The sequence below is a fragment of the Arthrobacter sp. 05L44 genome (assembly GCF_056397605.1).
In genome coordinates this window covers 872662-896441 of record NZ_JBFTNS010000001.1, presented here as the reverse complement: position 1 = coordinate 896441, position 23780 = coordinate 872662, and the positions used below count along the sequence as shown (strand labels likewise).

The following is a 23780-nucleotide window of genomic DNA, read 5'->3' as shown; positions in this document are numbered from 1 at the left end:
GACGTCGGCCGGCGGGAGGGCTACAGCCAGCCGGGGACCACCATGACGAGCCAGGCGACGGCCGGACCAGCGGCGACGACGATGCCGCTGTAGGCCAGGATCTGCTTGTAGAACTTGTCCTTGTCCACGTCCTCCGGGGCGTTGGCCAGGACCAGGGCGCCGTTGGTGGAGAACGGCGAGACGTCAACGATCGTGGAGGACACGGCCAGTGCGGCGATGACGCCGACAGCTCCGATTTCGCCGCTGGCCAGGAACGGCACCGCCAAGGGAATCAGCGCGGCGAGGATGGCCGTGGAGGATGCGAAGGCCGAGACGATGCCGCCGATGTAGCAGATCAGCAGGGCCGCGAGAAGCGGCATACCGAGGCCGGCGACGCTGCTGGAGACGAACTTGATGGTGCCGGCCTCTTCGAGGACGCCGACGAAGGTCAGCATGCCGCAGATGAGCAGGACGGTGGACCAGCTGATCTTGTTCACTGCACCCTTCTGGGCCTCCGGGGAGACCAGGGCCAGGATGATGGCGATGGTGATGGAGACGAATCCGACGTCCACCTTGAATCCGAGGGAGATCACGGCCAGGGCGATCAGGCCGGCGACGGTGACGAGCTGGGCGATGGTGGCGCGGGCGCCCCCGGTGGTGGCGTCGCCGTCGGACGCTGAGGCGGCACTGCCCTTGGCGGAGACGCTGGAGGAGGAGATGTCCGATCCGGAGCCCTGCAGGGTGACGCCGGCCGCGCGGGAACCGACGCTGACCTTCATGCGGGTTTCGGCAGCCTGTTCGATCAGCCGGCCGGTCTTGGAGGAGAGCAGCTTGTTGCCGCCGAGGACGATGAACAGCACCAGGGCGATGACGAGGTTGAAGAAGAAGCTGGCCAGGAAGATGGCCATCGGGCTCGCTGCGAGTTCGGTTTTGGCGATGATGCCGTTGACCGTCACGCCGTAGACGGCGATCGGGGAGAAGCCGCCGGCCTGCGCGCCATGGATCACCATCATGCCCATCATGAGCGGGTTGATCTTGTGCTTCGCGGCGAAGCTCAGGGCGATCGGGGCGATGATGGCGACGGCGGCCGGTGAGAGGGCGCCGACTGACGTGATGAGCGCGGTGATGGCGAACATGACCCAGGGGATGAGGGCGACCTTGCTGCCCACGAGGCGCACCGCGCCGCGGACCAGGAGGTCGATGGTGCCGTTGTTCTGGGCTATGGCGAACAGGTAAGTCACGCCGACGATGGTCAGGAAGAGCCCGCCGGGGAAGTTGGCCAGGATCTCGGTGGTGGACATACCAAGGAAGACGGAACCCAGCAGGAAGGCGCCGACGAAGGCGAGCGCCCCCATGTTGAGGGGAAGGACTGTGGCCAACAGGAACATCACCGCCAGGACGATGATGGAAAGCACGGGAGCGGACATCTTTGTTCCTCCGGGATTAGTGTGACGTAGACAACAGGACTACTGGCCTAGCCTCTTAGACAGTAGGTGAGTTTGTCAATACTCCTCTGTTGTAGGATGGCAGCAGCGCAACGTCGAAGAGGAAACAAGATGGCGAAGAAGTCAGGTGTCCCAGAGATTTCCCGGGTGTCGAGGCCCCGGCTCTATGAGCAGCTAGTGGCGCAGCTCCTGGACTTCATCGAATCGGCCGAGCTGGGGCCCGGGGACCTGCTTCCGGCCGAGCGAGACCTCGCGGAGCGGCTGGGCGTCTCCCGTGCCACGCTGGCGCAGGCGCTCGTGGCGCTCGAGGTGCTTGGCGTCATCGACGTCCAGCATGGGACAGGCGCGGTGCTGGTCTACCGGCCGAACGTGCCGGCGGTGATCAAGGGCTTGCGGGAGCACCGGAGCAGGTTGCCGGAGATCGTTGAAGCCCGGAGCACGCTGGAAGTGAAACTGGCCGAACTTGCCGCCGTCCGCCGCACCGACCAGGACATGCAGGCGATCGACGCGGCTATCGCGGCGATGACGGAGGAAGTTGCCTCCGGTTCCAAGGGCGCGCACGGTGACGAGCTCTTCCACCAGGCTGTGACGGCCGCCGCCCACTCGGCGGTGCTGGGCCAGCTGATGGCGTTCATCGCGGAAATGATCCTGGAAACACGGCTTGAATCGCTGGGTCAGCCCGGCCGCCCGGAGCAGTCGATCGCGTCGCACCGCAAGATCGCTGACGCCATCCGCGCCCAGGACGCCGCCGGTGCGGCGTCAGCCATGATGGCGCACATTGACCTGGTGTCCGACGTCGAACTGCTCAAGTAAGTCGGGTTGCTCACGCAGGTCGGGCTGCTCACGCAAGCAGCAGCAGGGCCGCGCCGATCCGCACCGATCCGCGCGGCTCCTCGCGGATTCCCGACTGCGTCAGCCGTTGTAGCCCTCGACCTGCGTGACGGGCCGCGCCTCCGCATCGTTCGGGTCCTCGCCGTATTGCCTCTTGGCCCGCCGTTGCCGCAGCAGGTCCCAGCACTGGTCGAGGTCTTCCTCGAGCTGCCTGAGCCGGAGCCGGTCGGGGACGTGGTCATGGTCGGCGCTCGCGGATTCCGCCTGCTCCCTGAGGTCGCGCTCCTCATCGACCAGGGCGGTGATGCGTTGGAGGATGTCGCGTTCGTCCATGGTGTCCTTCTTCCTGCTTCGAACCGCGGTGGGTACCTGCCAGCGTAATCACGGGTGTGCGCCGTGGCCAGAGCGCGCTGGGCGGGCGGACCCATCCCTTCGGAGGGGTCCGCCCGCAATCGTGCCCCAAGTGCGGGCGCGTCCGGCAGTTGCTTGGCCTTGCGACTGCTTAGGCCTTGCGACGCCGCAGCGCCAGCCGCAGCATCAGCAGCAGGGCGCCGCCGCAAAGCAGGACCAGTGCTGCGGCGTAGGTGCCACTGCTCGCCCCGGTCATGGCCAACGTGCCGGATTCGGAAGCCTGCAGCTGCGCACCGGCGGCCAAAGCGGCGTGGCCCGAGGCGGCTGCCCCGGCCTGGACGCTGCCCTGGGTCCCGACCGTTATCCCCACTCCACCGTCAGCGCTGCCCTCGGCTGAGCTACCCGTGTCCTCGCCGGGCATGGCCGGGTCAGTGGTGCCCTGGCCGTTGGTGCCGGGATCCGTGGTGCCGGGTTCCGTGGTGCCGGGCTCCGTCGGTGCGAGTGCGGCTCCTTCGGTGGTGGCGGTGGAATCGCCCAGCAGGCCGACCGACGTCGCGCCAAGGGTTACCGGGGCGGTGATCGGCGCGGTGACCTGGGTGCCGGAGGCGGTCCCGTCAGTACCGGTGGTGCTGCTGCCGCCGGTGGCCGGTGCCGTGGTGGTCCCTGCCGGGTTGGTTCCGGTGGCGGTGGAATCGCCCAGCAGGCCGACCGACGTCGCACCAAGGGTCACCGGGGCGGTGATCGGCGCGGTGGCCTGGGTGCCGGAGGCGGTCCCGTCAGTACCGGTGGTGCTGCTGCCGCCGGTGGCCGGTGCCGTGCTGGTCCCTGCCGGGTTGGTTCCGGTGGCGGTGGAGTCGCCCAGCAGGCCGACCGACGTCGCACCAAGGGTCACCGGGGCGGTGACTGGCGCGGTGGCCTGGGTGCCGGAGGCGGTCCCGTCAGTACCGGTGGTGCTGCTGCCGCCGGTGGCCGGGGCCGTGCCCGTGGTGGTTCCTGCCGGGTTGGTTCCGGTGGCGGTGGAGTCGCCCAGCAGGCCGACCGACGTCGCACCGAGGGTTACCGGGGCGGTGACTGGCGCGGTGGCCTGGGTGCCGGAGGCGGTCCCGTTGGTGCCGGTGGTGCTGCTGTCCGTGGCGGGTGCCGGCGCCGACGTGGTCCCTGCCGGGGCCGTTCCGGTGGCGGTGGAGTCGCCGAGCAGGCCGACCGACGTCGCACCGAGGGTCACGGGAGCGGTGACTGGCGCGGCGACCTGGCTGCCGGAGGCGGTCCCGTTGGTACCGGTGGTGCTGCTGCCGCCGGTGGCCGGCGCCGGGGCCGAGGTGGTTCCCGCCGGGGGCGTTCCGGTGGCGGTGGAGTCGCCGAGGAGCTCGACCGACGTCGCACCAAGGTTCACGGGAGCGGTGACTGGCGCGGTGGCCTGGGTGCCGGAGGCGGTCCCGTTGGTACCGGAGGTGGAGCTGCTGCCGGTGGCCGGTGCCGGGGCCGAGGTGGTTCCCGCCGGGGAAGTTCCGGTGGCGGTGGAGTCGCCGAGGAGCCCGACCGACGTCGCACCAAGGCTCACCGGAGCGGTGACCGGAGCGATGGCCTGGGTGCCGGAGGCGGTCCCGTCACTGCCTGACGTTGTGTCGGCCGCCGACGCGACTGAGGTTCCGAGGGCCAGCAGGCCGCCGGCAAAGAGGGTGCCTAGCAGCCCTCTGCGCAAGTTCGTATGCATGGTTGTTTCTCCTGGATTGGTTGGTGGGGGCCGCCTGCGAGGCAGCCCGATGAGCCGTCACCCGCCCCTTGGGGGCAGGCAGGCACAACTAGTCGGGAGAAGAGCCGGGGTCGAATGACACCGCGGCCGGCAGCCGAAGCAGGACATCGCTGCTCTCCAGCGTCCCTGGTGGCGGCAGAAGTTTGAAGTCAGAAGTCTCAGCCGCACTGCCGGCGCCCGGACTGGAAGCGGACGCGGTGATCCCACTGCTGGAGCTGGGGATCGCGGGGACAGTTCCTGGCCGATCACCTGCAGGGTCTCCGCCGAGAGGTGCCGGCCCTTCCTGCACAGCGCTCGACGCCGAGGGCCGGGCCAGAGCTTGGTCCGTCGGCATGGCGGTTTCCGCGGGGGAAGGTGCTGAGGTCAGGGCCGCAGCGTCAAGATGGGAAGTGCTGCGCTCTGCGGCCGCGTTTTTGGCGCCCGTGTCGGTCGCCTGAGCCCCGGTGGTCGTCCGGGGAGCGGTGGCAGCGGGTGCCGCTGGCTGCACGGGAGCGGCGGCAGGAACCGTCGCCACCGGCGGCTGCACCGGCGGAAGGGCTGGCAGCGGAACGGTGTCCACCACGGCCCCCGTGACCGGAGCCAGGACGGGTTCGGCGGCTGCCACTAAGTCGGTAGCTATGGGAACCACTGCCCCCACAGTGCCGGCGGCAGCGCGGTCAATCACCTCAACCGGCGGGGACACCGCCTTGGTTACGGTCTCCGCTGGAACGATCCGTGCGGTGACGGGAATCGAAGCCACAATCCGGTCGACGGAACCGGTGATTCCACGGGTAACCGGGGACAACAGCCCAGAACTGTCGCCCCCGGAACCTGAAGGCGAGGCTGCTTTGGCCGCATGCGGGCTGGGCGCTGCCAGCGATGAGATGCCCGATGTGAGGCCGCGGGCTGCGGCATCGAGGTCAGGGCCGGTCTCGGCGCTGGCCGACGTCGCGGAAAGTGCCAGCCAAGCCACCGTCGCCGCACCGGCCAGCAGCACTGGGCGGAGGAGCCGCGAGGCGCGCCCGGAGTGTCGTTCGTGCTTCACGTGCAACACCCCCCAGGTGTGGCGCAGAAATCGAGACGAATGTTCGGCAACTTCCGTCACCATAGTCACGCCTGTCACGGAAAGTCCATACCCTAAGTCGAGAAAAACATGAATAGTCAGCTTGCTTATTATTTTCTGGCTTCCTAGAGTTGGACCCGTAAGGCATCACATTCTCCGCGGGGATAGGCACGGCCGGAACGCTGCTCAATCCCCGCGCTGGCTACGAGGAGGACACATGTCGGAACACAATCTCGCGGGCAAGAAAGTTGCTTTCCTGCTGACGGACGGCGTCGAACAAATCGAGCTGACCAGCCCCTGGAACGCAGTCAAGGACGCCGGCGGCGAACCCACTTTGGTCTCGCTGAAGAGCGGAAAATTGCAGGGATTCGACGGAACGGAAAAAGGTGAGACGTTCGACGTCGACCTCACCGCCGACCAGGCCAACGCCTCCGACTTCCACGCCCTGGTGATTCCCGGCGGCGTGGTCAACGCAGACCACCTCCGCGTCGATAAGGCTGCGCAGACCTTTGCACGTGGCTTCTTCGAACAGCACAAACCGGTGGCCTCGATTTGCCACGGACCCTGGCTCCTGATCGACGCCGGCGTTATCAGCGGACGAAACGTCACCTCGTACCACACCCTCCAGACCGACCTCAGGAACGCCGGGGCGAACTGGACGGATGAAGAGGTGGTGGTTGACCAGGGCCTGGTGACCAGCCGGAACCCCGACGACTTGCCGGCCTTCAATGACAAGTTGCTTGAAGAAATCGCCGAAGGCGAGCACGCGGGGCAGACCGCCTGACCCGCCGCCGTCGGCCGTGGTCAGAGGCAGTGATGGCCCTATGCAGTGCGCACGCTTTCGGGCAGGATATGCCTGTAAGCTGCGCCGCCGCGGGGACCGCCCGCCGAGCGGCCGCGGTACCGCAACCTGCAATCAAGGAGTCCCGGATATGACCACGCTCAACCCCTACCTTGGCTTCCGCGACAACGCCAGGGACGCCATGACGTTCTACCAGACCGTGTTCGGCGGTCAGTTGAACATGAGCACCTTCGCCGAATATCAGGCCAGCGAGGATCCCGCCGAGCAGGACAAGATCATGCACGGCATGCTGACCGGCGAAAACGGGCTGGTGCTCATGGGGGCCGATACCCCCAACAGCATGGATTTCACCCCGGGCAACAACTTCTCCGTGTCCCTCAGCGGCAACGATGAAGCCGAGCTTCGGGGCTTCTGGGACAAGCTGTCCGACGGCGGCACGGTCACCGTCCCGCTGGAGAAGGCCCCGTGGGGCGACACCTTCGGCATGTGCAAAGACAAGTTCGGCGTGGACTGGCTCGTCAACATCGCACCCGCCGACGGTGCATCTGCCACCAGCTAACAAAAAATACCGGGCCGGCCCACCGCGAGGGCCGGCCCGGTTTCTTGTGTGCGTTTCAGTCCGGGCTGGTGTCCGTGGTCAGGCCCCGGTCATCCTCGGCTTTTTCGTCCTGCTCCTCGGCGGGACCGGGCACCTTGTGGGCGTCGCTCTTGCCCGGGACGCGTCCCCCGGACGCGCCTGACGCCCCGGCCTCCTGGGGGAGGGCTGTGCCGCCGGTGCCGGTGTCGCGCGGCACCGGCTTCCCGTCGTCGTCCACTCCGTCGCTGACAATGTCCTCCGGGTCGCTCGGCTTGGTGCTCATGCGTTCCTCCGATGCTGCTGGGCGCGACAGCCTGCCGCGATGTCCCTTCCAAGCTATAACGGCAGGGGAGTGCCGTACAGGCCGGGGGTGCGGAGTCTGGCGGCCCGCCGGCCCCGGGACTAGAGTCGCGCCATGGACAAGGACCCGGTGGCCACCAACCCCGATTTGTATCGGGTTCTCTTCGAGAACGAGCGGGTGCGGGTGCTCGAGTACACGGACCAGCCGGGGGAGAAATCGGTGGAGCACGCGCACCCGGACAGTGTGATGGTCACCCTCAGCGACTTCCGGCGCAGGCTGTCCGCCGACGGCCGGACGGTCGACGTCGAACTGGCCTCCGGGCTGGCGCGCTGGCTGCCGGCCCAGAGGCACTCCGGCGAAAATACCGGTGCCACGCCAACGCACGCCATCTTCGTGGAACTCAAAGAACCGGCCGCACCACTGGATGGGTCGTCACCGGACGGCCCGGACGGCCCGCAGGGCACGGGACCGCTCGGGCCGGGACCGGGCTAGCCCCGACGTGGCGGGCGTCCCCGCGCCCAATCTGCACGGCCCGGCGACGATGATCGGCCATACTGGGCTGTAAATGTCGTAAGGGGTCTCATGCTGGTGGTCGGAATGGTCTTTGCGGGGCTCGCTGCCGCCCTGCACGTGGTGATCTTCTGGATGGAGTCGCTGGCCTGGGACGGCCCCGCGGCGCGGCGGGTCTTCGGCCCGGCCACGGCGGCCGAGGTGGAGAGCACCCGGGTCCTGGCGTTCAACCAGGGCTTCTACAACCTGTTCCTGGCCGTTGTGACCGCAGTGGGCATCGGCTTCGTCATCGCCTCCGGACCGGGGGTCGGTCCCGCGCTGGTCCTGGCCGGCACCGGCTCGATGGCGGCCGCCGCGACGGTCCTGTTCCTCTCCAACCCCGGGAAGCGGTCCGCCGCCCTGCGCCAGGGCACGCTGCCGCTCCTCGCCGTCATCGCAACGCTCGTCGGACTCTGAGCGGCGCAGGGCCGGCACACGGCTTACACCCGGCTTTTGTCAGTATGCTTACTGGACGCCACGCCGGCTAAGCACTGATCGGCAGCGCCCCACAGAAACGAGAGCCCAATGGGAAGCCCCACCCGCATCGAGGTAGAGGCTGCGGGCCATGTGGGTCACGTGTTCGCCTCCCCGCGCCCGGCCGGTGAGTCTGCCGGACTAGCCGTCGTGCTTATCCACGGCATCGGCGCCTCGCACCGCTACCTGCGCCGGCTGCACGGGCTGCTGGCGCGAACGGTCGACACGTATTCGCTCGACCTCCCGGGCTTCGGAGCCACCCCGCGTCCGTCGCGCACCCTCAGCGTGGCCGAACACGGCACCTACATCCTCGGCGCCCTGGAACAGCTGGGTGTACTGGAGTTCGTCATTGTGGGCCATTCGATGGGTACCCAGTTCGCGGTCGAGGCCGCCCGGCTTCAGCCCTCGCGGATCCCGCGCCTGGTCCTGATGGGCCCGGTAGTCGATGACCGGCGCCGCAGCGTGGCCCAGCAGGCATGGGCGCTGGGTCGGGACTGTATGTTCCACGAGAGCCCGTCCTCGAACGCCCTGGTTTTCACCGACTACCTGCGCTGCGGCCTCCGCTGGTACTTCAAGAACCTGCGGGTCATGATGGACTACCGCATTGAGGAAAGGGTCGCCGGCGTAGAAGCCCCGGTCCTGGTGATGCGCGGAGCCAACGACCCCGTTGCGCCGCTGCAGTGGTGCCGCCGGCTCGCTGGCCGTGCCCCCGCCGCGCAGGTCCTCGAGATCGACGGGACCGGGCACGTTGTCCAGCACAACCGGGCCGTGGAGGTGGCCGGCTCCATCCTCGCCTTCGCCGGCGTGGCCGCCCCCGGGACAGAAGCGCCACAGGGATCTGCCGCGTGAGCACCGTGCTCAGGAACGCCCGCTGGTGGGCCCGCGACTACGCCTATGCCGTCGGCCGGCAGTTGTTAAGTGCGGTGTCCCGGGTCAGCCCCGGCGAATTCCTCAGCGGTGACCGCCGGCCGGTCGTTGTGATCCCCGGCATCTTCGAGGACTGGCGCTTTATGCTGCCCCTGATCCGGGAACTGCACGATGCCGGCCATCCCGTGCACGTTGTGACCGTGCTGCAGCGCAACCGGCTGGAGGTCGCCAAGGCGGCCGCCCTGATCGCCCGGCACCTCCGGGATAAGGACCTCACGGATGTCCTTATCGTGGCGCACAGCAAGGGCGGCCTGATCGGCAAGTTCGCCATGCTGTCGCTGGATCCCGAGCTGCGCATCAGCCGGATGGTGGCCGTGTGTTCGCCGTTCTCCGGTTCACGGTATGCGGCGTACCTGCTGCTGCCCAGCCTGCGGGCCCTCTCTCCGCGCAGCGCCGTCACCCTGCAGCTGTCCCGCGAGCAGGGGGTCAATGCGCGCATCACGTCCGTCTATGGACTCTTCGACCCGCACATCCCCGAGGGCAGCGAGCTCCCCGGGGCGCGGAACATCCAACTGGACACCGGCGGCCACTTCCGCATCCTCGCCCACCCGGACACCGTTCACTTGGTCCTCTCCGAAGCCGGGTCTCCGGCCCGTGACGGCGGCAATGCCGCTAGTCTGTCAGTGAACTTACCAGTGTCCGGGATGCCGGACCGACCGTAGCAAGGCTTCTGCATGACACACCCAGGACGGCCGGCCCCGCTGGCCATCGATGCCCTGCCCCACATCGCGGACGGTGTGCCGCGGGCCCTTCTGATGCGCGCGCTGGCCGCCACCTCCGAGATCTCCCTGATCACCGACGCCGCGCAGAACATCCTGCACGCCAGCAGGTCCTTCACCACCATCACCGGATACTCCGAACAGGAGATGCTGGGCAGCAACTGCCGGGTGCTCCAGGGGCCCGGCACCTCGCGCGAGGTGGTCGAGACCATCCGTGACACGCTGGCGCGGGGCGAGGAATTCCGCGGCGATATCCTGAATTACCGCAAGGACGGCTCCCCGTTCTGGAACGCCCTGAAGGTCACCCCGCTCCTGGGCGATGACGGACGTCCCACGCATTTCGTCAGCGTCCAGCGGGACGTCACCACCCGGATGGCCCTGCACGAGCAACTCCGCTTCCAGGCCACCCACGACGCCGTGACCGGCCTGCCCAACCGTGCGGCCCTGGATCCCCACCTCACCGGGGCATTGGAGGGCGACGGCGGCCCGGGAGCCAGGATCGCCGTCGGACTCCTGGACCTGGACGGCCTCCGGAACGTCAACAACGCGCTGGGCCACGACGCCGGCGACGAGGTCCTCGCCGGCTGGGCCGCCCGGTTGCAGGCCCGGCTGCTGCCGGGCGAGTTCCTGGCACGGATGGGCGGCGACGAGTTCGTCCTGGTGGTCGAGGACGTCCCCGAGGATGGCGCCCGGGAGGCCCTGGCTGATGTCCTTGAACGGCTCGGCGGCAGCGTCGAGTCAGCGTTCGACGCCGGCGGCGGCGCCGTGCGCGTCGGGATGAGCGCCGGGCTGGCGCTCTCTCCGCGGGACGGAACGGAGACCCGCGGGTTGCTCCGCAGTGCCGATACCGCCCTGAAGCTCGCCAAATCGCGGAAGAACGGACGCGGCCAGTGGTGGGAGCTGGCAGGCCCCGTTGGGGCGCGCCCGGCCGCATCCCAGGCGGCGGCCGCACCAGAGGGCGCCGGACCGGCCGCTGAACCGCGTGACCCGGGCGCCGCTCCGGGCGACGGCACGGCAGCAGCGGCGCCCGACGCCGCGGCCGGCTACACCGAGCGGCTCTTCAACGGCGGACTGCGGATGTTCCTGCAACCCGCAGTGGACCTGTCGCAGGGCGGGGTCTACCTCTTCGAGGCCCTGGCCCGGCTGCAGCTCGAGGACGGCGGCTACGTTCCGCCGGCCGCTTTCCTTCCGCACCTTGAGCCCGCCGACGTCGACCGCCTGTTCCGGCTGGGACTGGAACAGGTGCTAGCCCAGCTCGCCGAGTGGGACGCGGCCGGGTTCTCCACCAAGGTCTCCATCAACCTCGCGCCGACCACCCTGTTGGATCCCGGCTTCCCCGCTTTCGTCGAGGAAGCCCTCGCCCGGCACCACATCAAACCCGCACGCCTGGTCCTGGAACTCCTCGAAACCGAGGGCGCGGAATGGGACCTGCTCAGTGAACCCCTCCGCCACCTCGTGGGGCTGGGTGTTGGCGTCGCTATGGACGATCTCGGCGCCGGTTACAGCAGCCTCAAGCGGCTTTCGATGCTGCCCTTCACTGCCGTCAAGATAGACCGGGACATGCTGACCGGGCTGCGGAGCACGCCGCTGGAATCATTGAGCCTGATCGCCACCCTGGTGCAGGTAGGCCGGGACTTCGATATGACGGTCGTGGCCGAAGGTCTCGAGGACCGCGGCATGACAGAGGCTGTCACCATGCTCGGCGTCCAGTTCGGCCAGGGCTACCACCTGGGCCGGCCCATGCCGGCGGCGGAGGTTCCGGCCTGGGCCGCGGGGTTCGGGGGAGGACCCGGCACCCGCGGGATCCGGACAGCCCTCGGTGCGCTGGCGTTCCACTGGAGGTTCCTGCGCCTCGGTTCCCCGCACCCGCACACCGTTCAGGACTGCCCGCTCAGCGGCTACCTCGACTATCGCGGCGCCGCACGGGGCGACGTTGGCCGCTGGCACGCCCAGCAACACAGCGCCGAGACCAGCTCCGGTGCCAGCCGTATGATTGTCGACTGGCTCATCCGCGAAATCCGCGCCGAAGCCGACGCCGACGGCCAGGACAGCTAGCCCTCGAAGTGCGTCCGTGCCGGGCCCTGGCCCAGGGCGTCAACAATGCCCGCAGCAACTGTGTGCAGCTTGACGTTCCGGGCGCTCGAGGCCGCCTTCAGCAGCTCGAAGGCCTCGTCCTGGCTGCAGCGGTTCTGCGCCATGATGATCCCGATTGCGACGTCGATGCCGGTGCGGGTTTCCAGCGTGGCCTTCAGGTCGTCCGCCGTGTCACTGAACTGGGCGAAACGCACCGCCAGCTGCAACGCCATGGTGGTCTGGGTCACGAAGGCACTCGCCAGCGCACGGGCCCGGTCATCGAAGCGGTTCGGCCGGTGGGAGTAGAAGTTCATCGCCGCCCGGGTGTCACCGTCCAGCTCGAACGGCACAGCCAGGATGGAGCGCATACCGTGCTCACGGACCATCGCGGCGCACTGCGGCCAGCGTTCGTCCGTGTCCAGATCGGGGATGTACACCGTCTCCTGTTCGCGGGAGGCCGTGATGCAGGGCCCGTCGCCGAAGCCGTACTGGACTTCGTCCATGGCCTGCGCCGCGGCGCTGCTGCTGGCCACCGTGGCGGCCTTGCGCTGCCGCAGCAGGGTGATCCCGCACAGGACCTCGTCATCGGGTTCAGAGAGACTGAGCGCCGAGACCCGGGCTAACTCGCTGAGGAACGCCTCGACGTCGGCGCTGTTCAGCACCTGCTGATGCAGGTGCTGGTTGATCGATGTTGCAGTTGACTCGCTTGCCACTATTCCTTGATGCCGTTTCGCTCGAATCGAATCGAACCGGCCAGGTGCATCGCAACCACTGCGGAAGTCAGTAGCGGTGGTAGCGGGGGGCAGGAGCCGGATCGAAGAACTATCCAACGGCCCTCTGCTAAACCGTACGGGGGAAATTATATACAGGACTTTCCGGTGAAAATGCCCCGGTCCCTGCCCGGTCAGTGACCGCACCGCCGCGCCGCGGGGGAACCGTCAGCCCGCCGGTCACACCCCTATGACTCCCCCTGCTCCGGACGTAGTCTTAGCGTTATCCCGAGGGATCCGGAAAGAAATCTATATGCCGCAGCTCGCAACGTGGGAGTCGTCCTCCCTGACCCTGACCATCGCCGACGCCGCCCAGAGGGGACCGGACACGGTGCTCGCCCGGCTGGGGTCGGCCCCCGGCGGCCTGTCCGAAACCGTTGCCCGGGAGCGGCTCGATGAACTCGGACCCAATGCGGTCCGGACCCACCAGGCCAGCGGATGGTCCGTGCTGGGCCGGCAGTTCCGCAGCCCCATCCTGATCCTGCTGCTTATCACCGCCGGGCTGTCGCTCTTCCTGGGCGACGCGACCAACTCCGTCGTGATCGGCGTGATCCTGTTCGTCAGCGTGGGCCTGGGCTTCAGCAACGAGTTCCGCGCCGAACGGGCGGCGGAGGCGCTGCATTCCCGGGTGACGCACACCGCCGTCGTGTTCCGCGACGGGACCGCCCGGGAACTGGCGGTAACCGCCCTGGTGCCGGGCGACGTCGTGCAGCTTGGCCTGGGTGCCGTCATCCCCGCCGACCTCCGCCTGCTGACGGCGAAGGACCTGCTCTGCGACGAAAGCATCCTGACCGGGGAGTCGCTGCCGTCGGCCAAGGATCCGGCTCCCGTGGCCGGCGGGGCCGCGCTGGGTGACCTGACGTCCTGCCTCTTTATGGGCACCGTGGTGCAGTCCGGCAGCTGCACGGGAGTGGTGGTGGCGACCGGCAGCCGGGCCGAGTTCGGCAGGATCGCCCTCGGCCTGGGGGCGCGGCAGCCGCAGACCGAGTTCCAGCTGGGCCTCAAGCGGTTCTCCTACCTGCTCCTGCAGGTGGCCGTCGGGCTGACCTCACTCATTTTCATCGCCAACCTGCTGCTGCAGCGCCCGGTCATCGAGTCACTGCTGTTCTCCCTCGCCATCGCCGTAGGAATCACCCCGCAACTGCTGCCCGCCGTCGTCAGCACCAGCCTGGCCACGGGCACCCGGCGGCTGGCCAAACGCAAAGTGCTGGTCAAACGCCTGGTCTGCATCGAGGACCTCGGGGATATGGACATCCTCGTCACGGATAAGACCGGTACCCTCACGGAGGGCCGGATCAGCTTCACGGCTGCGTTGCCGGTGCAGGCCGGGCTGTCCGCCGGCGGCCTGCTAACCCTCGGGCTGCTCGCCACCCAGTCGGACTACGCCGAGGCTCAGCGGTCCGCCGTGGGCCAGAACTCCCTGGACGCCGCCCTGTGGGAGGCCCCGGACGCGGCGGCGTTCGACCCCTCGAAGTACGAACGGCTCGATGTTATCGACTTTGACCACCTGCGGCGGCGCACCAGTGTGCTGGTACGGGACGCGGGCGGTCCCTCCCGGATCATCACCAAGGGCTCGCCGGAGGACGTGCTGGCCCTGTGTGACTTGGTGCCCCGGCCGGTGCAGGACCTGCTCGATGAACAGTTCGACGCCGGTTCCCGCGTGGTGGCGGTGGCCACCCGGCCGGCTCCCGGGATGACGGACCTGGTGCCCGCAGACGAGAAGAACCTGATGCTTGCCGGGTTCCTGGTGTTCCTCGACCGGCCCAAACCCAACGCGCGCGAGTCCCTGGACCGGCTGGAGGCGCTGGGTATCACGGTTAAGGTCGCCACCGGGGACAACGCGAAAGTGGCCGAAAAGGTCTGCCAGGAACTTGGTGTTCTCTCCGGCCGCACTGTTACCGGCGCGGAAGCCGAGGCCATGTCAGACCCGGACCTTAGCGCGGCCGCCCGGGAGGCGAGCATTTTCGCCCGGGTCTCGCCGGAACAGAAGGCCCGGATCATCCGCCTGCTGCGCCAGAGCGGCGGCGCCGTCGGGTTCATGGGTGACGGAGTCAATGACGCGCTCGCCCTCCACCAGGCCGACATCGGCATCTCCGTGGACAGCGCCACCGACGTCGCCAAAGACGCGGCGGACGTTGTGCTGCTGGATAAAGACCTCGGGGTGCTGGCCGATGGCGTAATGGAGGGCCGCCGGATCTTCGCGAACACCATCAAATACGTGCTGATGGGCACCTCAAGCAATTTCGGTAACATGTTCAGCGCCGCGACGGCGTCCGTGGTGCTGAGCTTCCTGCCGATGCTGCCCGGGCAGATCCTGCTCAACAACCTGCTGTACGACTCCGGCCAGCTCGCCATCCCCGGTGACCGGGTGGACAGGGACCAACTGCTGGCGCCCGCGCACTGGAACATTGCCTTCATCCGGCGCTTTATGTTCCTCTTTGGCCCCATCAGCTCGGTGTTCGACTTCGCCACGTTCGCCCTGATGCTCTTCGTCTTCAACGCCGTCCCCGGGGAATTCCGGGCCGGCTGGTTCATCGAGTCGATCGCCACGCAGACGCTGATCATTTTCGCGATCCGGACCCGGCGGGTGCCGTTCCTCCGCAGCCGCCCGTCTGCCGGGCTGCTATGCGCCGCCCTAGGGGTCGTGGCGCTGGGCATTTACCTCCCGCTGTCCCCGCTGTCCGGGATTTTGGGGTTCGACTCCCTGCCCGTCCCGTTCTTCCTGGCACTGCTGGGCATGACCGTGGTGTATCTGGTGCTGGTTGAGTTCGCCAAGCAATGGTTTTTCTCCCGGGCCGCCCAACAGCCGCCCGGCCCGGCCCTCCCGCGGGTCCGGCGCCGCGGACCGGACCATCATGTTGCCCGGCGCGCGGCGCGGTTCAGCACCCCGGACCAGGCCGTGCTCCGCTCCCGGCGATCCCCGTTGGCACCGCGCCGGGGACGGCCCGGCGGGTCCCGGCGAAACCGGGTACAAGGGCCCTCACATCCCCGGAACACCTGACGGATAGTGGAGAAAACGGCCACTTGGTCCGGTGCCCGGCCCGCGGAGCGCAGGGCCCGAAGTGCCCGGAGGCCGGCGCCCGATTGGAAAGCCAAGGCAATGAGCATTTTTGAAGACAGGGTGGACGCCGGGCGGCAACTGGGGCGGCGCCTGTCGGACCTGCGGGGCAAGGACATTGTGGTGCTTGGTCTTCCCCGCGGCGGCGTGCCGGTGGCCTTCGAAGTGGCCGCGGCCCTGGACGCTCCGCTGGACGTGATCGTGGTGCGCAAACTCGGGCTGCCGTACCAGCCGGAGCTCGCCATGGGCGCGATCGGCGAGGGTGGCGCCCGGGTCCTGGAGGAGCACGTACTGGCCCAGGCCCGGGTAGGCGAGCAGGAGCTGCAGGGCGTCGAGGCCCGCGAGCGGGCGGTGCTGGAGAACCGGGTGGCGCGGTTCCGGAAAGGCCGCGTCCGGCAGGACCTGACCGGGCGCATCGCGGTGATCGTCGACGACGGCATCGCCACCGGGTCCACCGCCCGGGTCGCTTGCCGGATCGCCCGCAAACTGGGCGCCGCAAGGGTGGTCCTGGCTGTGCCGGTCGCGCCGGCCGACACCCTGGCGGACCTGCGCGAACCCGACGAGGTGGTCTGCCTCGCGACGCCCCGGCAGTTCTCCGCCGTCGGCTACCACTACCGGGATTTCTCCCCGACCGACGACGAGGAGGTGATCCAACTCCTGGACGCCGCCGCGCGCCGGATGAACGACGCGCCACGGGCCCCCGTGCCGGCGGCCGCGTCCGGGGAACCGGTGGAATCCGATGAAGAGGTGGAAATCCCGTCCCGGGGGGTCCGGCTCCAGGGCCAGCTGCACCTGCCGGTCCCGGCCACGGCGGTGGTGGTTTTCGCCCACGGGAGCGGCAGCAGCCGACACAGTCCCCGGAACCGTTTTGTGGCCAGCGTCCTGCAGCGGGCCGGGCTGGGCACCTTGCTGCTGGACCTGCTGACGCCGGGGGAGGAGCGGAACCGCGCCAACGTCTTCGACATCGAACTGCTCGCGCGCCGGCTCTCCTCCGCCACTGACTGGCTGGCCACCCGGGACGATACGGCAGCCTGCGTCGTCGGGTATTTCGGGGCGAGCACCGGGGCCGGGGCCGCACTGTGGTCCGCGTCCGAACCCTCAGCCCGGGTGGCCGCCGTGGTCTCCCGCGGCGGCCGGCCCGACCTCGCCGGGCCGCGGCTGTCCGCCGTCCGGGCGCCGACCCTCCTGATTGTGGGCAGCTTCGATTATGAGGTGCTTGAGCTCAACCGGAAGGCCAAGGCCATGATGCGCTGCCCCAGCCAGCTCGCCGTGGTGCAGGGCGCCACGCATCTGTTCGAGGAGCCCGGAACCCTGGCCGCAGCCGCCATCCTGGCCCGGGACTGGTTTGTCCGGCAGTTACTCCCGGCGGCTTAGCCTGCGCCCTGGCCGACCACCAGCACGGGGCACTGGGCATGCGCGGCGCAGGCGCCGCTGACCGAGCCCATCACCTGCGCAAGGAAACCGCCCCGGCCGCGCCGCCCCACCACCAAAAGCTGCGCGTCCCTGCTCTCCTCGATCAGGACTTTGGCCGGCGCACCAAACTTGACCTGCCGGGTGAGCTGCTCAGGGCGGGCATCGCCGAAGGCCCGCTCCAGCGACTCCTCCACCAGGCGCTTGGCCGTCTCCTCCAGCTCGCCGGCAGACGCGGTGCGCTCCTCCGGAAGGTGGGAAGCGAGGAAGAAGCCCGAGGTGCCAAGGCACGTGATGACCTCCAGCGGGGCGTTCAGGCTGGCAGCCATGCGCCCGGCGAGCCGGAGCGCCTTTGTTGAAAACTCGGAGCCGTCCACGCCCACGACGATCCGCTGGTCTGCGCTCATGGCCCCCACCCTGCCCGGTGTCCCGGGGAGTGCCTAGGGCCAAAGGTCACCGCGGGCCGGCGGCCGGCCGGGCCTTCCTGCATCCCCGGCCGGCCGCGCCGGGGGTGCACGGGGCCGGACTCCGTTCTAGGGTGGAGGCACGGCAGCCGTCCCCAGTACCGAGGAGATCCTGATGAGAATTGCAGTGACCGGAGGAAGTGGAAAGCTCGGCAAGAGCGTCGTCCGCAGGCTCGTCGACGATGGCCATGAGGTCACCAACCTGGACCAGTCCGGGGACCGCTCACCGGGCTTCACCCGGGTGGACCTGCGCAACTACGGGCAGGTGGTGGACGTGATCCTTGGCCTGGACGACCGGCACCAGGGCTTCGACGCCATTGTGCACCTCGCGGCGATCCCTGCCCCTGGGCTCGCCCCGGACGCCGCGACGTTCGAGAACAACATGCAGGCGACCTACAACGTGTTCCAGGCCGCCCGCCGTGCCGGGATCAAGAAGATCGTCTACGCCTCCAGCGAGACGGTCCTGGGACTGCCGTTCGACGTCGACCCGCCCTACATCCCGGTGGATGAGGAATACCAGGCCCGGCCGGAAAGCACCTACTCCCTGGTCAAACACCTCGAGGAGCAGATGGCGATCCAGCTCACCCGCTGGGACCCCACGCTGAGCATCAGCGCGCTGCGGTTTTCCAATGTGATGGACCCGGAAGACTACGAGGAGTTCCCCTCGTTCGACGCCGACGCGCGGCTGCGCAAGTGGAACCTCTGGGGCTACATCGACGGCCGCGATGGCGCCCAGGCGGTGGCCCGTGCGCTGGAGCACGGCGCTCCGGGATTTGAGGCGTTTATCATCGCCAACGCGGACACGGTGATGGGCCGGTCCAGTGCCGAGCTCGCGGCCGAAGTGTTTCCCCGCGTCAAGGTGGTCAAGGACCTCGGAGAGCACGAGACGATGCTCTCGATCGACAAGGCCAAACGGCTCCTGGGATTCGCCCCGGAGCACAGCTGGCGGACCTACCATTCGAACCGGACGACGCCGACCGAGGACTGACGTCCCGGCCACCACCGACCTGCCACCATCCACCTGCCACTGAGGAGTTCCATGCAATACCGCACCCTGGGCAACAGCGGAGCCGTTGTTTCCAACTACGCGCTGGGCACCATGACCTTCGGCGCCGAAGCCACCGAGGAACAGTCCCACGCCATCCTGGACACGTACTTCGAGGCCGGCGGCAACTTCATTGACACCGCCGACGTCTACAGTTCGGGGGTCTCGGAGGAGATCGTCGGCCGCTGGCTGGCGGACAGGACGGAGCTCCGGGACAGGGCCGTGGTGGCCACCAAGGGCCGCTTCCCGATGGGGCAGGCGCCTAACGACGTCGGCACCTCGCGCCGGCACCTGGTCCGGGCCCTGGATGACTCGCTGCGCCGCCTCGGCGTCGAGCAGATCGATCTGTACCAGCTGCACGCGTGGGATCCGGTCACGCCCCTGGAGGAGACCCTCCGGTTCCTGCATGACGCGGTGACCAGCGGCAAGATTGCCTATTACGGTTTCTCCAACTTCCTGGGCTGGCAGCTGACCAAGGCCGTCCACGTGGCCAGGTCCCACGGCTGGAGCGCCCCGGTCACGCTGCAGCCGCAGTACAGCCTGCTGGTCCGCGAGATCGAATCCGAGATCGTCCCGGCCTCGCTCGATGCCGGGATCGGCCTGCTGCCGTGGTCGCCGCTGGGCGGCGGCTGGCTCTCCGGCAAGTACAAGCGCGACCAGCCGCCGGCCGGGGCCACCAGGCTGGGCGAGAACCCCAAACGCGGCATGGAGGCCTGGGAGGCCCGCAACGCGGACCCGCAAACCTGGGAGGTCCTGGCCGAAGTGCAGGAAACCGCGGAACGGCACGGCGTCAGCGCCTCCCAAGTGGCACTCGCGTGGCTGGCGGACCGGCCTGCGGTCACGTCGGTGATCCTGGGCGCACGGACCACCGGCCAGCTCACGGACAACCTGGCCGCCGCCCATCTCCGGCTCACCCCGGAGGAGACGCAGCGGTTGACCGACGCCAGCCAGCCGCGCGTCGGCGTTTATCCGTACGGCCCGATGGCCCAGGAGCAGCGCAGCCGGAAGCTGGAGGGCGGCCGGTAACAGCGCCGCGGGGTCGGTGCGGGGCCAGGCCGCGGGTCTGAGCTGCGCCGGCCCCGGACCAGAGTTACTGGGACGGGGCGGTGCCCTGGTGGCTGGACCAGATGTCGCCGATTTCCTCGGTGGACTGCTCCGCGATCCGGCGCATTGCCTCGTGGGCCCGGTCCATCTCGCCGCGCTGGATGGCGCTGGCGACGTCCACGTGCAGCTGGAGCGCCTCGTGCTGCGGCAGCTGCGGCATCAGGCCGTGCTCGGTACGGCCCGTGAGGACCTCGGCAACGAGGTTGTGCAGTTGGGAAAACATGGGGTTGCCCGAGGCCCGCAGCACGGAGGCATGGAATTCGATGTCCAGCCGCAGGAACTCGTCCTGGTCGCCGCGCTGGCCCGCTGCCCAGAGCCGTGCGGCCTGAGCGACGAGGTCGCTGCCGGTATCCCAGGAGGCGCGTTCGGCGGCAAGCCGGGCGGCCTGTGGTTCGACGGCGCCGCGGAGTTCGTTGAGCGCCCGCAGCTGGTCCACCCGGCGGGAGGACGCCAGCCGCCAGCGGATCACCTGCGGGTCATAGAGGTTCCAGGACTCTTCCGGCCGCACCACCGTGCCCAGCCGGCGCCGTGATTCCAGCATTCCCATGGACGACAGGACGCGGGTTGCTTCCCGGACCACGGACCGCGAAACACTGTGCTGCGCCTCAAGCTCGTCCAGCCGCAGAATCGAGTGCGGCGCCAGGGTCCCCTCGGCAATGGCGAGCCCCAGGCTCTGGACGAGCACTGAGTGCAGGTCTGCTGAAGACTCCGCCTTTGGGGTTTGCATAAATAAATCATACGGGTGAGCGCAAGGGGTTGTTTAAGTCTGCTTTATTTATCTAAGATCGCTCCAGAGCAGATGTAAAGATGCATCCGCGGGCGGCTGGAGGTTGATCCGGCCCTGAAGACAAGGGAGTCGTAATGAAGCGACGTTCAATTGTGAAGTACGCGGCCGTAGCCGCCGCGCTCTCACTCGGGCTGGCCGCCTGCGGTGGTGGCGGCGGCGACGCCAAGGCCGCCGGCACCGTCCGGGTCACCCTGGCCAACCACGTGTGGACTGAAGGTATCAAGGCAGCCATCCCCGAGTTCGAGAAGGCCACCGGCCTCAAGGTAGAGCTCACCCAGCTGGGCGAGGATCAGCTCTCGGACCAGTACAACGTCAAGCTCAACGCGGGCAGCGACGAAATCGACGTCATGATGTACCGCCCGCTCCAGGAAGGTAAAGCGTTCGCTAAGAACGGCTACCTCGCCGACCTGACGTCCAAGGTCTCCTCCGACGCCAACTGGGACTGGAAGGACTACCAGGAGGGCCCCGTCAAGGCCACCACCGCCGACGGCAAGGTTGTCGGCGTCCCGATCATCACCGAGCGCGAAGTGCTCTACTACCGCAAGGACCTGCTGCAGGCCGCCGGAGTCCAGGTCCCCAAGACCATGGAAGAGCTCGAAGCCGCAGCCAAGAAGATCGCCGCCGCCAACCCGGACACCGCCGGCTTCGTAGCGCGCACCGGCAAGTCCGCCGCCGTGACCCAGTTCTCCAGCTTCCTCTACAGCTTCGGCGGTGACTTCACCGACGCCCAGGGCAAGTCCGCCGTGAACAGCGACGCGGCCAAGAAGGCGTACGCCTACTACGGCGGCCTGATCAAGAACTACGGCCCCAAGAACGTCAGCACCGACATGAGCTGGCCCGAGGCGATGGCCATCTTCACCCAGGGCAAGGCCGCTTTCTACACCGAAGCCGACTCGCTCTACAAGAACGCCACCGACCCGGCCAAGTCCAAGGTCTCGGACAAGGTCGGCTTCGCTGCCCTGCCCGCCGGCCCCGCCGGTTCCAAGCCGTACAACATCCCGTCGTGGGCCCTCGGCGTCAACCAGGCCTCTGGCAACCAGGACAACGCCTGGAAGTTCATCCAGTGGGCCACCAGCAAGGAACGCACGCTGGCAGCACAGAAGGCCGGCGTCCCCGGCCCGCGTGCCTCCGTCTGGGCCGACCCGGCCGGAACGTCCACCTACCCGAAGGACCTGGCCGAGGCCATCGCCGCCAGTGCCAAGGTTGGCGTGGGCCACGACCGTCCGCTCGTCATCACCGTCGGCAAGGCCCGCGAGATCGTCGGCGGCCCGATCGTAGCCACCATCACCGGCTCCGATGCCTCCGCAGCGGCTGACACGGCCAACGACGCCTTCCAGAAGTTCCTGGACAGCGAAAAGAAGTAGCGCCCCGGCGCACCCTGCTTCACGCACCACGCCCGGCGGGGCGGCTGGCCCAAGCCGCCGCCCCGCCGGGCCACGCTCTTCACTTCACCCCCAACTCCTTAGGTGAACCATGTCTGTACTGAACACCTCCCGCGGCACTGCCAGCGGCGCGAAGCGCGGCGCGGCGCCCACCCCGGGCCCCCGCGAGAACTTCTCCGCCTGGGCCAACCGGCACCGCAAGTGGCTCTTCGCCGCGCCGGCCATGATCTTCGTCGGCGTCCTGATCGTCTTCCCGCTCGCCTGGACGCTCTACCTGAGCCTCACCGACTCGCAGGGTTCGGTCCGCGCCGCCACCGAGTTCATCGGCCTGGAGAACTACCTGACGGTGCTCTCCGACGTCGAACGGTTCTGGCCCGCCGTCGGACGTACCCTGTCCTTCACCGGCGTCGCCCTGGTGTGCGAGGTTGTTCTGGGCATGGGCATCGCCCTGCTGCTCTGGCGCCCGTTCCGCGGTGAAAAGTGGGTCCGCGTGGCCATCCTGCTGCCGCTCGTCGCCACCCCCGTGGCCGTCGGCATGATGTGGCGGCTGATCTTCGACCCCAACATCGGCTTCGTCAACCAGCTCCTGGGCATGATCGGCATCCCGCCGCAGCCGTGGCTCTCCGGCCAGGACACCGCGCTGGGCACCACCATCTTTATGGACATCTGGCAGTGGACCCCCATGGTGGTGCTGATCCTCCTCGCCGGCCTGACCTCGCTCTCCGAAGAGCCGGACGAGGCCGCACGGATGGACGGCGCCAACGCGTTCCAGCGCTTCTTCTTCATCACCCTGCCGCTGATGATGCCGACCGTGATCGTCGCCATCCTGCTCCGGGGCATCGACGCCCTGAAGACCTTCGACATCCTCTACGCCACCAAGGGCAAGGGCGGCGGATCCTTCCACGAGGTGGAAACGCTCAACGTCTACGCCTACGGCCTGAGCTTCGACTACAACCAGTACGGGCTCTCCTCCGCGGTGCTGATCCTGTTCTTCATGATCATCATCGGCACCATGTGGCTGCTGACCATGCGCAAGAAAGCGGTAAGCAAATGACCGTCCTGACCCAATCCCAGACCTCCGGGACCCGTCCCGCCCCGTCCCCGCGCCGCCGCAAGCCGCTGGGCACCCGCGCGTACAAAGTGTTCCGGGTGGTTGCCCTGGTGGCCGTGGTGCTGTTCCTGGTCGCGCCGCTGTTCTGGATGCTGCTGGCCTCGTTCAAGACCAACGTGGACATCTACGACACCGCCAAGTCGTTCCTCTTCACCCCCACGGGCGAGAACTACGCCAACGTGCTGCAGCGGAACAACTACTTCATCTTCATCTTCAACAGCTTCTGGGTGGCCTTTGTCTCCACCGCGCTGTCACTGGTCCTCGGCGTCCCGGCCGCGTACGCGATGAGCCGCTTCACAATGCACCGTTCGGCTTTGGTGGTCCTGATGGCCCGCGTCATTCCCGGCGTATCCCTGCTGGTGCCCTGGTACTACGTCTTCTCCAACCTGAAAATGGTGGGCGGCTTCGAGGTGCTGATCCTCAGCCACATGTTCGTCGCGCTCCCGCTGATCGTTTACATCATGATGAGCTACTTCGATTCGCTGCCGCTCGAGCTGGAGGAATCGGCCCAGGTGGACGGACTGACCCCCATCGGCGCCTTCCGCCGCATCACGCTGCCGCTGTCCGTCTCCGGGATCGCCACGGCAGGGATCCTGTCCTTCATCTTCTCGTGGAACAACTTCATGTTCGCCCTGGTGCTCTCCGGCTCCAAAACCAAGACCCTGCCGGTGGCCATCTTCGACTTCGTCTCCTACGCCAGCATCGACTGGGGCGGACTGATGGCGGCGGCCACGGTGGTCACCATCCCGATCATGATCATTGCGCTCTTCACGCAGAAGTACATCGTTTCCGGCCTCACCGCCGGTGCGACAAAAGGCTAGGCAGC

Annotated in this window: 22 protein-coding genes; 15 read left to right on the top strand and 7 right to left on the bottom strand. The window is 68.2% G+C overall.

Annotated elements, in window-relative coordinates; translation table 11 throughout:
- Positions 1–20: 20 nt before the first annotated feature.
- On the bottom strand, positions 21–1406 hold the full coding sequence (locus AC1DHY_RS04155; RefSeq protein ID WP_476903189.1) for an SLC13 family permease: 1386 nt from the start codon (positions 1404–1406) through the stop codon (positions 21–23).
- Positions 1407–1535: 129 nt separating this feature from the next.
- On the opposite strand from AC1DHY_RS04155, the gene AC1DHY_RS04150 reads away from it, so the two are divergent.
- Positions 1536–2237 carry a FadR/GntR family transcriptional regulator gene (locus AC1DHY_RS04150; protein ID WP_476880082.1) on the top strand — a complete coding sequence of 234 codons (702 nt, stop codon included), beginning with the start codon at positions 1536–1538 and terminating at the stop codon, positions 2235–2237.
- A gap of 99 nt (positions 2238–2336) precedes the next feature.
- On the opposite strand, the gene AC1DHY_RS04145 is transcribed toward AC1DHY_RS04150, so the two are convergent.
- Complete coding sequence (locus AC1DHY_RS04145; RefSeq protein ID WP_476880081.1) at positions 2337–2588, bottom strand: DUF2630 family protein; 252 nt, start codon at positions 2586–2588, stop codon at positions 2337–2339.
- 169 nt (positions 2589–2757) lie between these two features.
- Positions 2758–4320: a beta strand repeat-containing protein gene (locus tag AC1DHY_RS04140; protein ID WP_476880080.1), complete on the bottom strand. Its 1563-nt coding sequence runs from the start codon at positions 4318–4320 to the stop codon at positions 2758–2760.
- A gap of 1298 nt (positions 4321–5618) precedes the next feature.
- Here AC1DHY_RS04140 and AC1DHY_RS04135 point away from each other — a divergent pair.
- Positions 5619–6185 (top strand): type 1 glutamine amidotransferase domain-containing protein, encoded by a 567-nt coding sequence (locus AC1DHY_RS04135; RefSeq protein WP_476880079.1) that lies wholly within the window; start codon positions 5619–5621, stop codon positions 6183–6185.
- Between the two features lie 148 nt (positions 6186–6333).
- Positions 6334–6762 carry a VOC family protein gene (locus AC1DHY_RS04130; RefSeq protein WP_476880078.1) on the top strand — a complete coding sequence of 143 codons (429 nt, stop codon included), beginning with the start codon at positions 6334–6336 and terminating at the stop codon, positions 6760–6762.
- A 55-nt stretch (positions 6763–6817) separates the two neighbouring features.
- Here AC1DHY_RS04130 and AC1DHY_RS04125 read toward each other — a convergent pair whose 3' ends face one another.
- The gene (locus tag AC1DHY_RS04125; RefSeq protein WP_476880077.1) at positions 6818–7063 is read right to left on the bottom strand and encodes a hypothetical protein; all 246 of its coding nucleotides are present in this window, start codon (positions 7061–7063) and stop codon (positions 6818–6820) included.
- Positions 7064–7195: 132 nt separating this feature from the next.
- On the opposite strand from AC1DHY_RS04125, the gene AC1DHY_RS04120 reads away from it, so the two are divergent.
- The 5 genes from AC1DHY_RS04120 to AC1DHY_RS04100 all read left to right on the top strand — a co-directional run bounded on the left by AC1DHY_RS04120 (position 7196) and on the right by AC1DHY_RS04100 (position 11805).
- Entirely contained in the window at positions 7196–7573 is a 378-nt protein-coding gene (locus tag AC1DHY_RS04120; protein WP_476880076.1) for a cupin domain-containing protein, read from the top strand.
- 90 nt (positions 7574–7663) lie between these two features.
- Positions 7664–8047, top strand: coding sequence for a DUF1304 domain-containing protein (locus tag AC1DHY_RS04115; RefSeq protein ID WP_476903188.1), 384 nt, complete (start codon positions 7664–7666; stop codon positions 8045–8047).
- Between the two features lie 108 nt (positions 8048–8155).
- On the top strand, positions 8156–8953 hold the full coding sequence (locus AC1DHY_RS04110; RefSeq protein ID WP_476879657.1) for an alpha/beta fold hydrolase: 798 nt from the start codon (positions 8156–8158) through the stop codon (positions 8951–8953).
- Positions 8950–9693, top strand: a complete 744-nt coding sequence (locus AC1DHY_RS04105; RefSeq protein ID WP_476879656.1) for an esterase/lipase family protein — start codon at positions 8950–8952, stop codon at positions 9691–9693. Before AC1DHY_RS04110 ends, AC1DHY_RS04105 begins: the two co-directional genes overlap by 4 nt.
- Positions 9694–9705: 12 nt before the next feature.
- Entirely contained in the window at positions 9706–11805 is a 2100-nt protein-coding gene (locus AC1DHY_RS04100) for a putative bifunctional diguanylate cyclase/phosphodiesterase (RefSeq protein ID WP_476903187.1), read from the top strand.
- Here the strand turns inward: AC1DHY_RS04100 and AC1DHY_RS04095 are convergent.
- Entirely contained in the window at positions 11802–12536 is a 735-nt protein-coding gene (locus AC1DHY_RS04095; RefSeq protein WP_476879654.1) for a GAF and ANTAR domain-containing protein, read from the bottom strand. The two genes, AC1DHY_RS04100 and AC1DHY_RS04095, sit on opposite strands and share 4 nt — an antisense overlap.
- A 310-nt stretch (positions 12537–12846) precedes the next feature.
- Here AC1DHY_RS04095 and mgtA point away from each other — a divergent pair, with 310 nt between their 5' ends.
- Together mgtA and AC1DHY_RS04085 are read left to right on the top strand one after the other, a co-directional pair.
- On the top strand, positions 12847–15594 hold the full coding sequence (mgtA, locus tag AC1DHY_RS04090; RefSeq protein ID WP_476879653.1) for a magnesium-translocating P-type ATPase: 2748 nt from the start codon (positions 12847–12849) through the stop codon (positions 15592–15594).
- A gap of 99 nt (positions 15595–15693) precedes the next feature.
- Positions 15694–17025 (top strand): phosphoribosyltransferase family protein, encoded by a 1332-nt coding sequence (locus AC1DHY_RS04085; RefSeq protein ID WP_476879652.1) that lies wholly within the window; start codon positions 15694–15696, stop codon positions 17023–17025.
- Here AC1DHY_RS04085 and AC1DHY_RS04080 read toward each other — a convergent pair.
- A complete protein-coding gene (locus AC1DHY_RS04080) occupies positions 17022–17468 on the bottom strand; it encodes a universal stress protein (RefSeq protein WP_476879651.1) in 447 nt (148 codons plus the stop codon). The two genes, AC1DHY_RS04085 and AC1DHY_RS04080, sit on opposite strands and share 4 nt — an antisense overlap.
- Positions 17469–17640: 172 nt before the next feature.
- On the opposite strand from AC1DHY_RS04080, the gene AC1DHY_RS04075 reads away from it, so the two are divergent.
- Together AC1DHY_RS04075 and AC1DHY_RS04070 are read left to right on the top strand one after the other, a co-directional pair.
- Entirely contained in the window at positions 17641–18513 is an 873-nt protein-coding gene (locus AC1DHY_RS04075) for an NAD-dependent epimerase/dehydratase family protein (RefSeq protein ID WP_476879650.1), read from the top strand.
- A 51-nt stretch (positions 18514–18564) separates the two neighbouring features.
- Complete coding sequence (locus AC1DHY_RS04070) at positions 18565–19596, top strand: aldo/keto reductase (protein WP_476903186.1); 1032 nt, start codon at positions 18565–18567, stop codon at positions 19594–19596.
- Between the two features lie 64 nt (positions 19597–19660).
- On the opposite strand, the gene AC1DHY_RS04065 is transcribed toward AC1DHY_RS04070, so the two are convergent.
- Positions 19661–20401: a FadR/GntR family transcriptional regulator gene (locus AC1DHY_RS04065; protein ID WP_476879718.1), complete on the bottom strand. Its 741-nt coding sequence runs from the start codon at positions 20399–20401 to the stop codon at positions 19661–19663.
- A gap of 134 nt (positions 20402–20535) precedes the next feature.
- Here AC1DHY_RS04065 and AC1DHY_RS04060 point away from each other — a divergent pair, with 134 nt between their 5' ends.
- The 3 genes from AC1DHY_RS04060 to AC1DHY_RS04050 all read left to right on the top strand — a co-directional run bounded on the left by AC1DHY_RS04060 (position 20536) and on the right by AC1DHY_RS04050 (position 23775).
- The gene (locus AC1DHY_RS04060) at positions 20536–21825 is read left to right on the top strand and encodes an ABC transporter substrate-binding protein (protein WP_476879719.1); all 1290 of its coding nucleotides are present in this window, start codon (positions 20536–20538) and stop codon (positions 21823–21825) included.
- A gap of 109 nt (positions 21826–21934) precedes the next feature.
- Positions 21935–22897: a carbohydrate ABC transporter permease gene (locus tag AC1DHY_RS04055; protein ID WP_476879720.1), complete on the top strand. Its 963-nt coding sequence runs from the start codon at positions 21935–21937 to the stop codon at positions 22895–22897.
- On the top strand, positions 22894–23775 hold the full coding sequence (locus tag AC1DHY_RS04050) for a carbohydrate ABC transporter permease (RefSeq protein ID WP_476879721.1): 882 nt from the start codon (positions 22894–22896) through the stop codon (positions 23773–23775). Before AC1DHY_RS04055 ends, AC1DHY_RS04050 begins: the two co-directional genes overlap by 4 nt.
- Positions 23776–23780 lie beyond the last annotated feature (5 nt).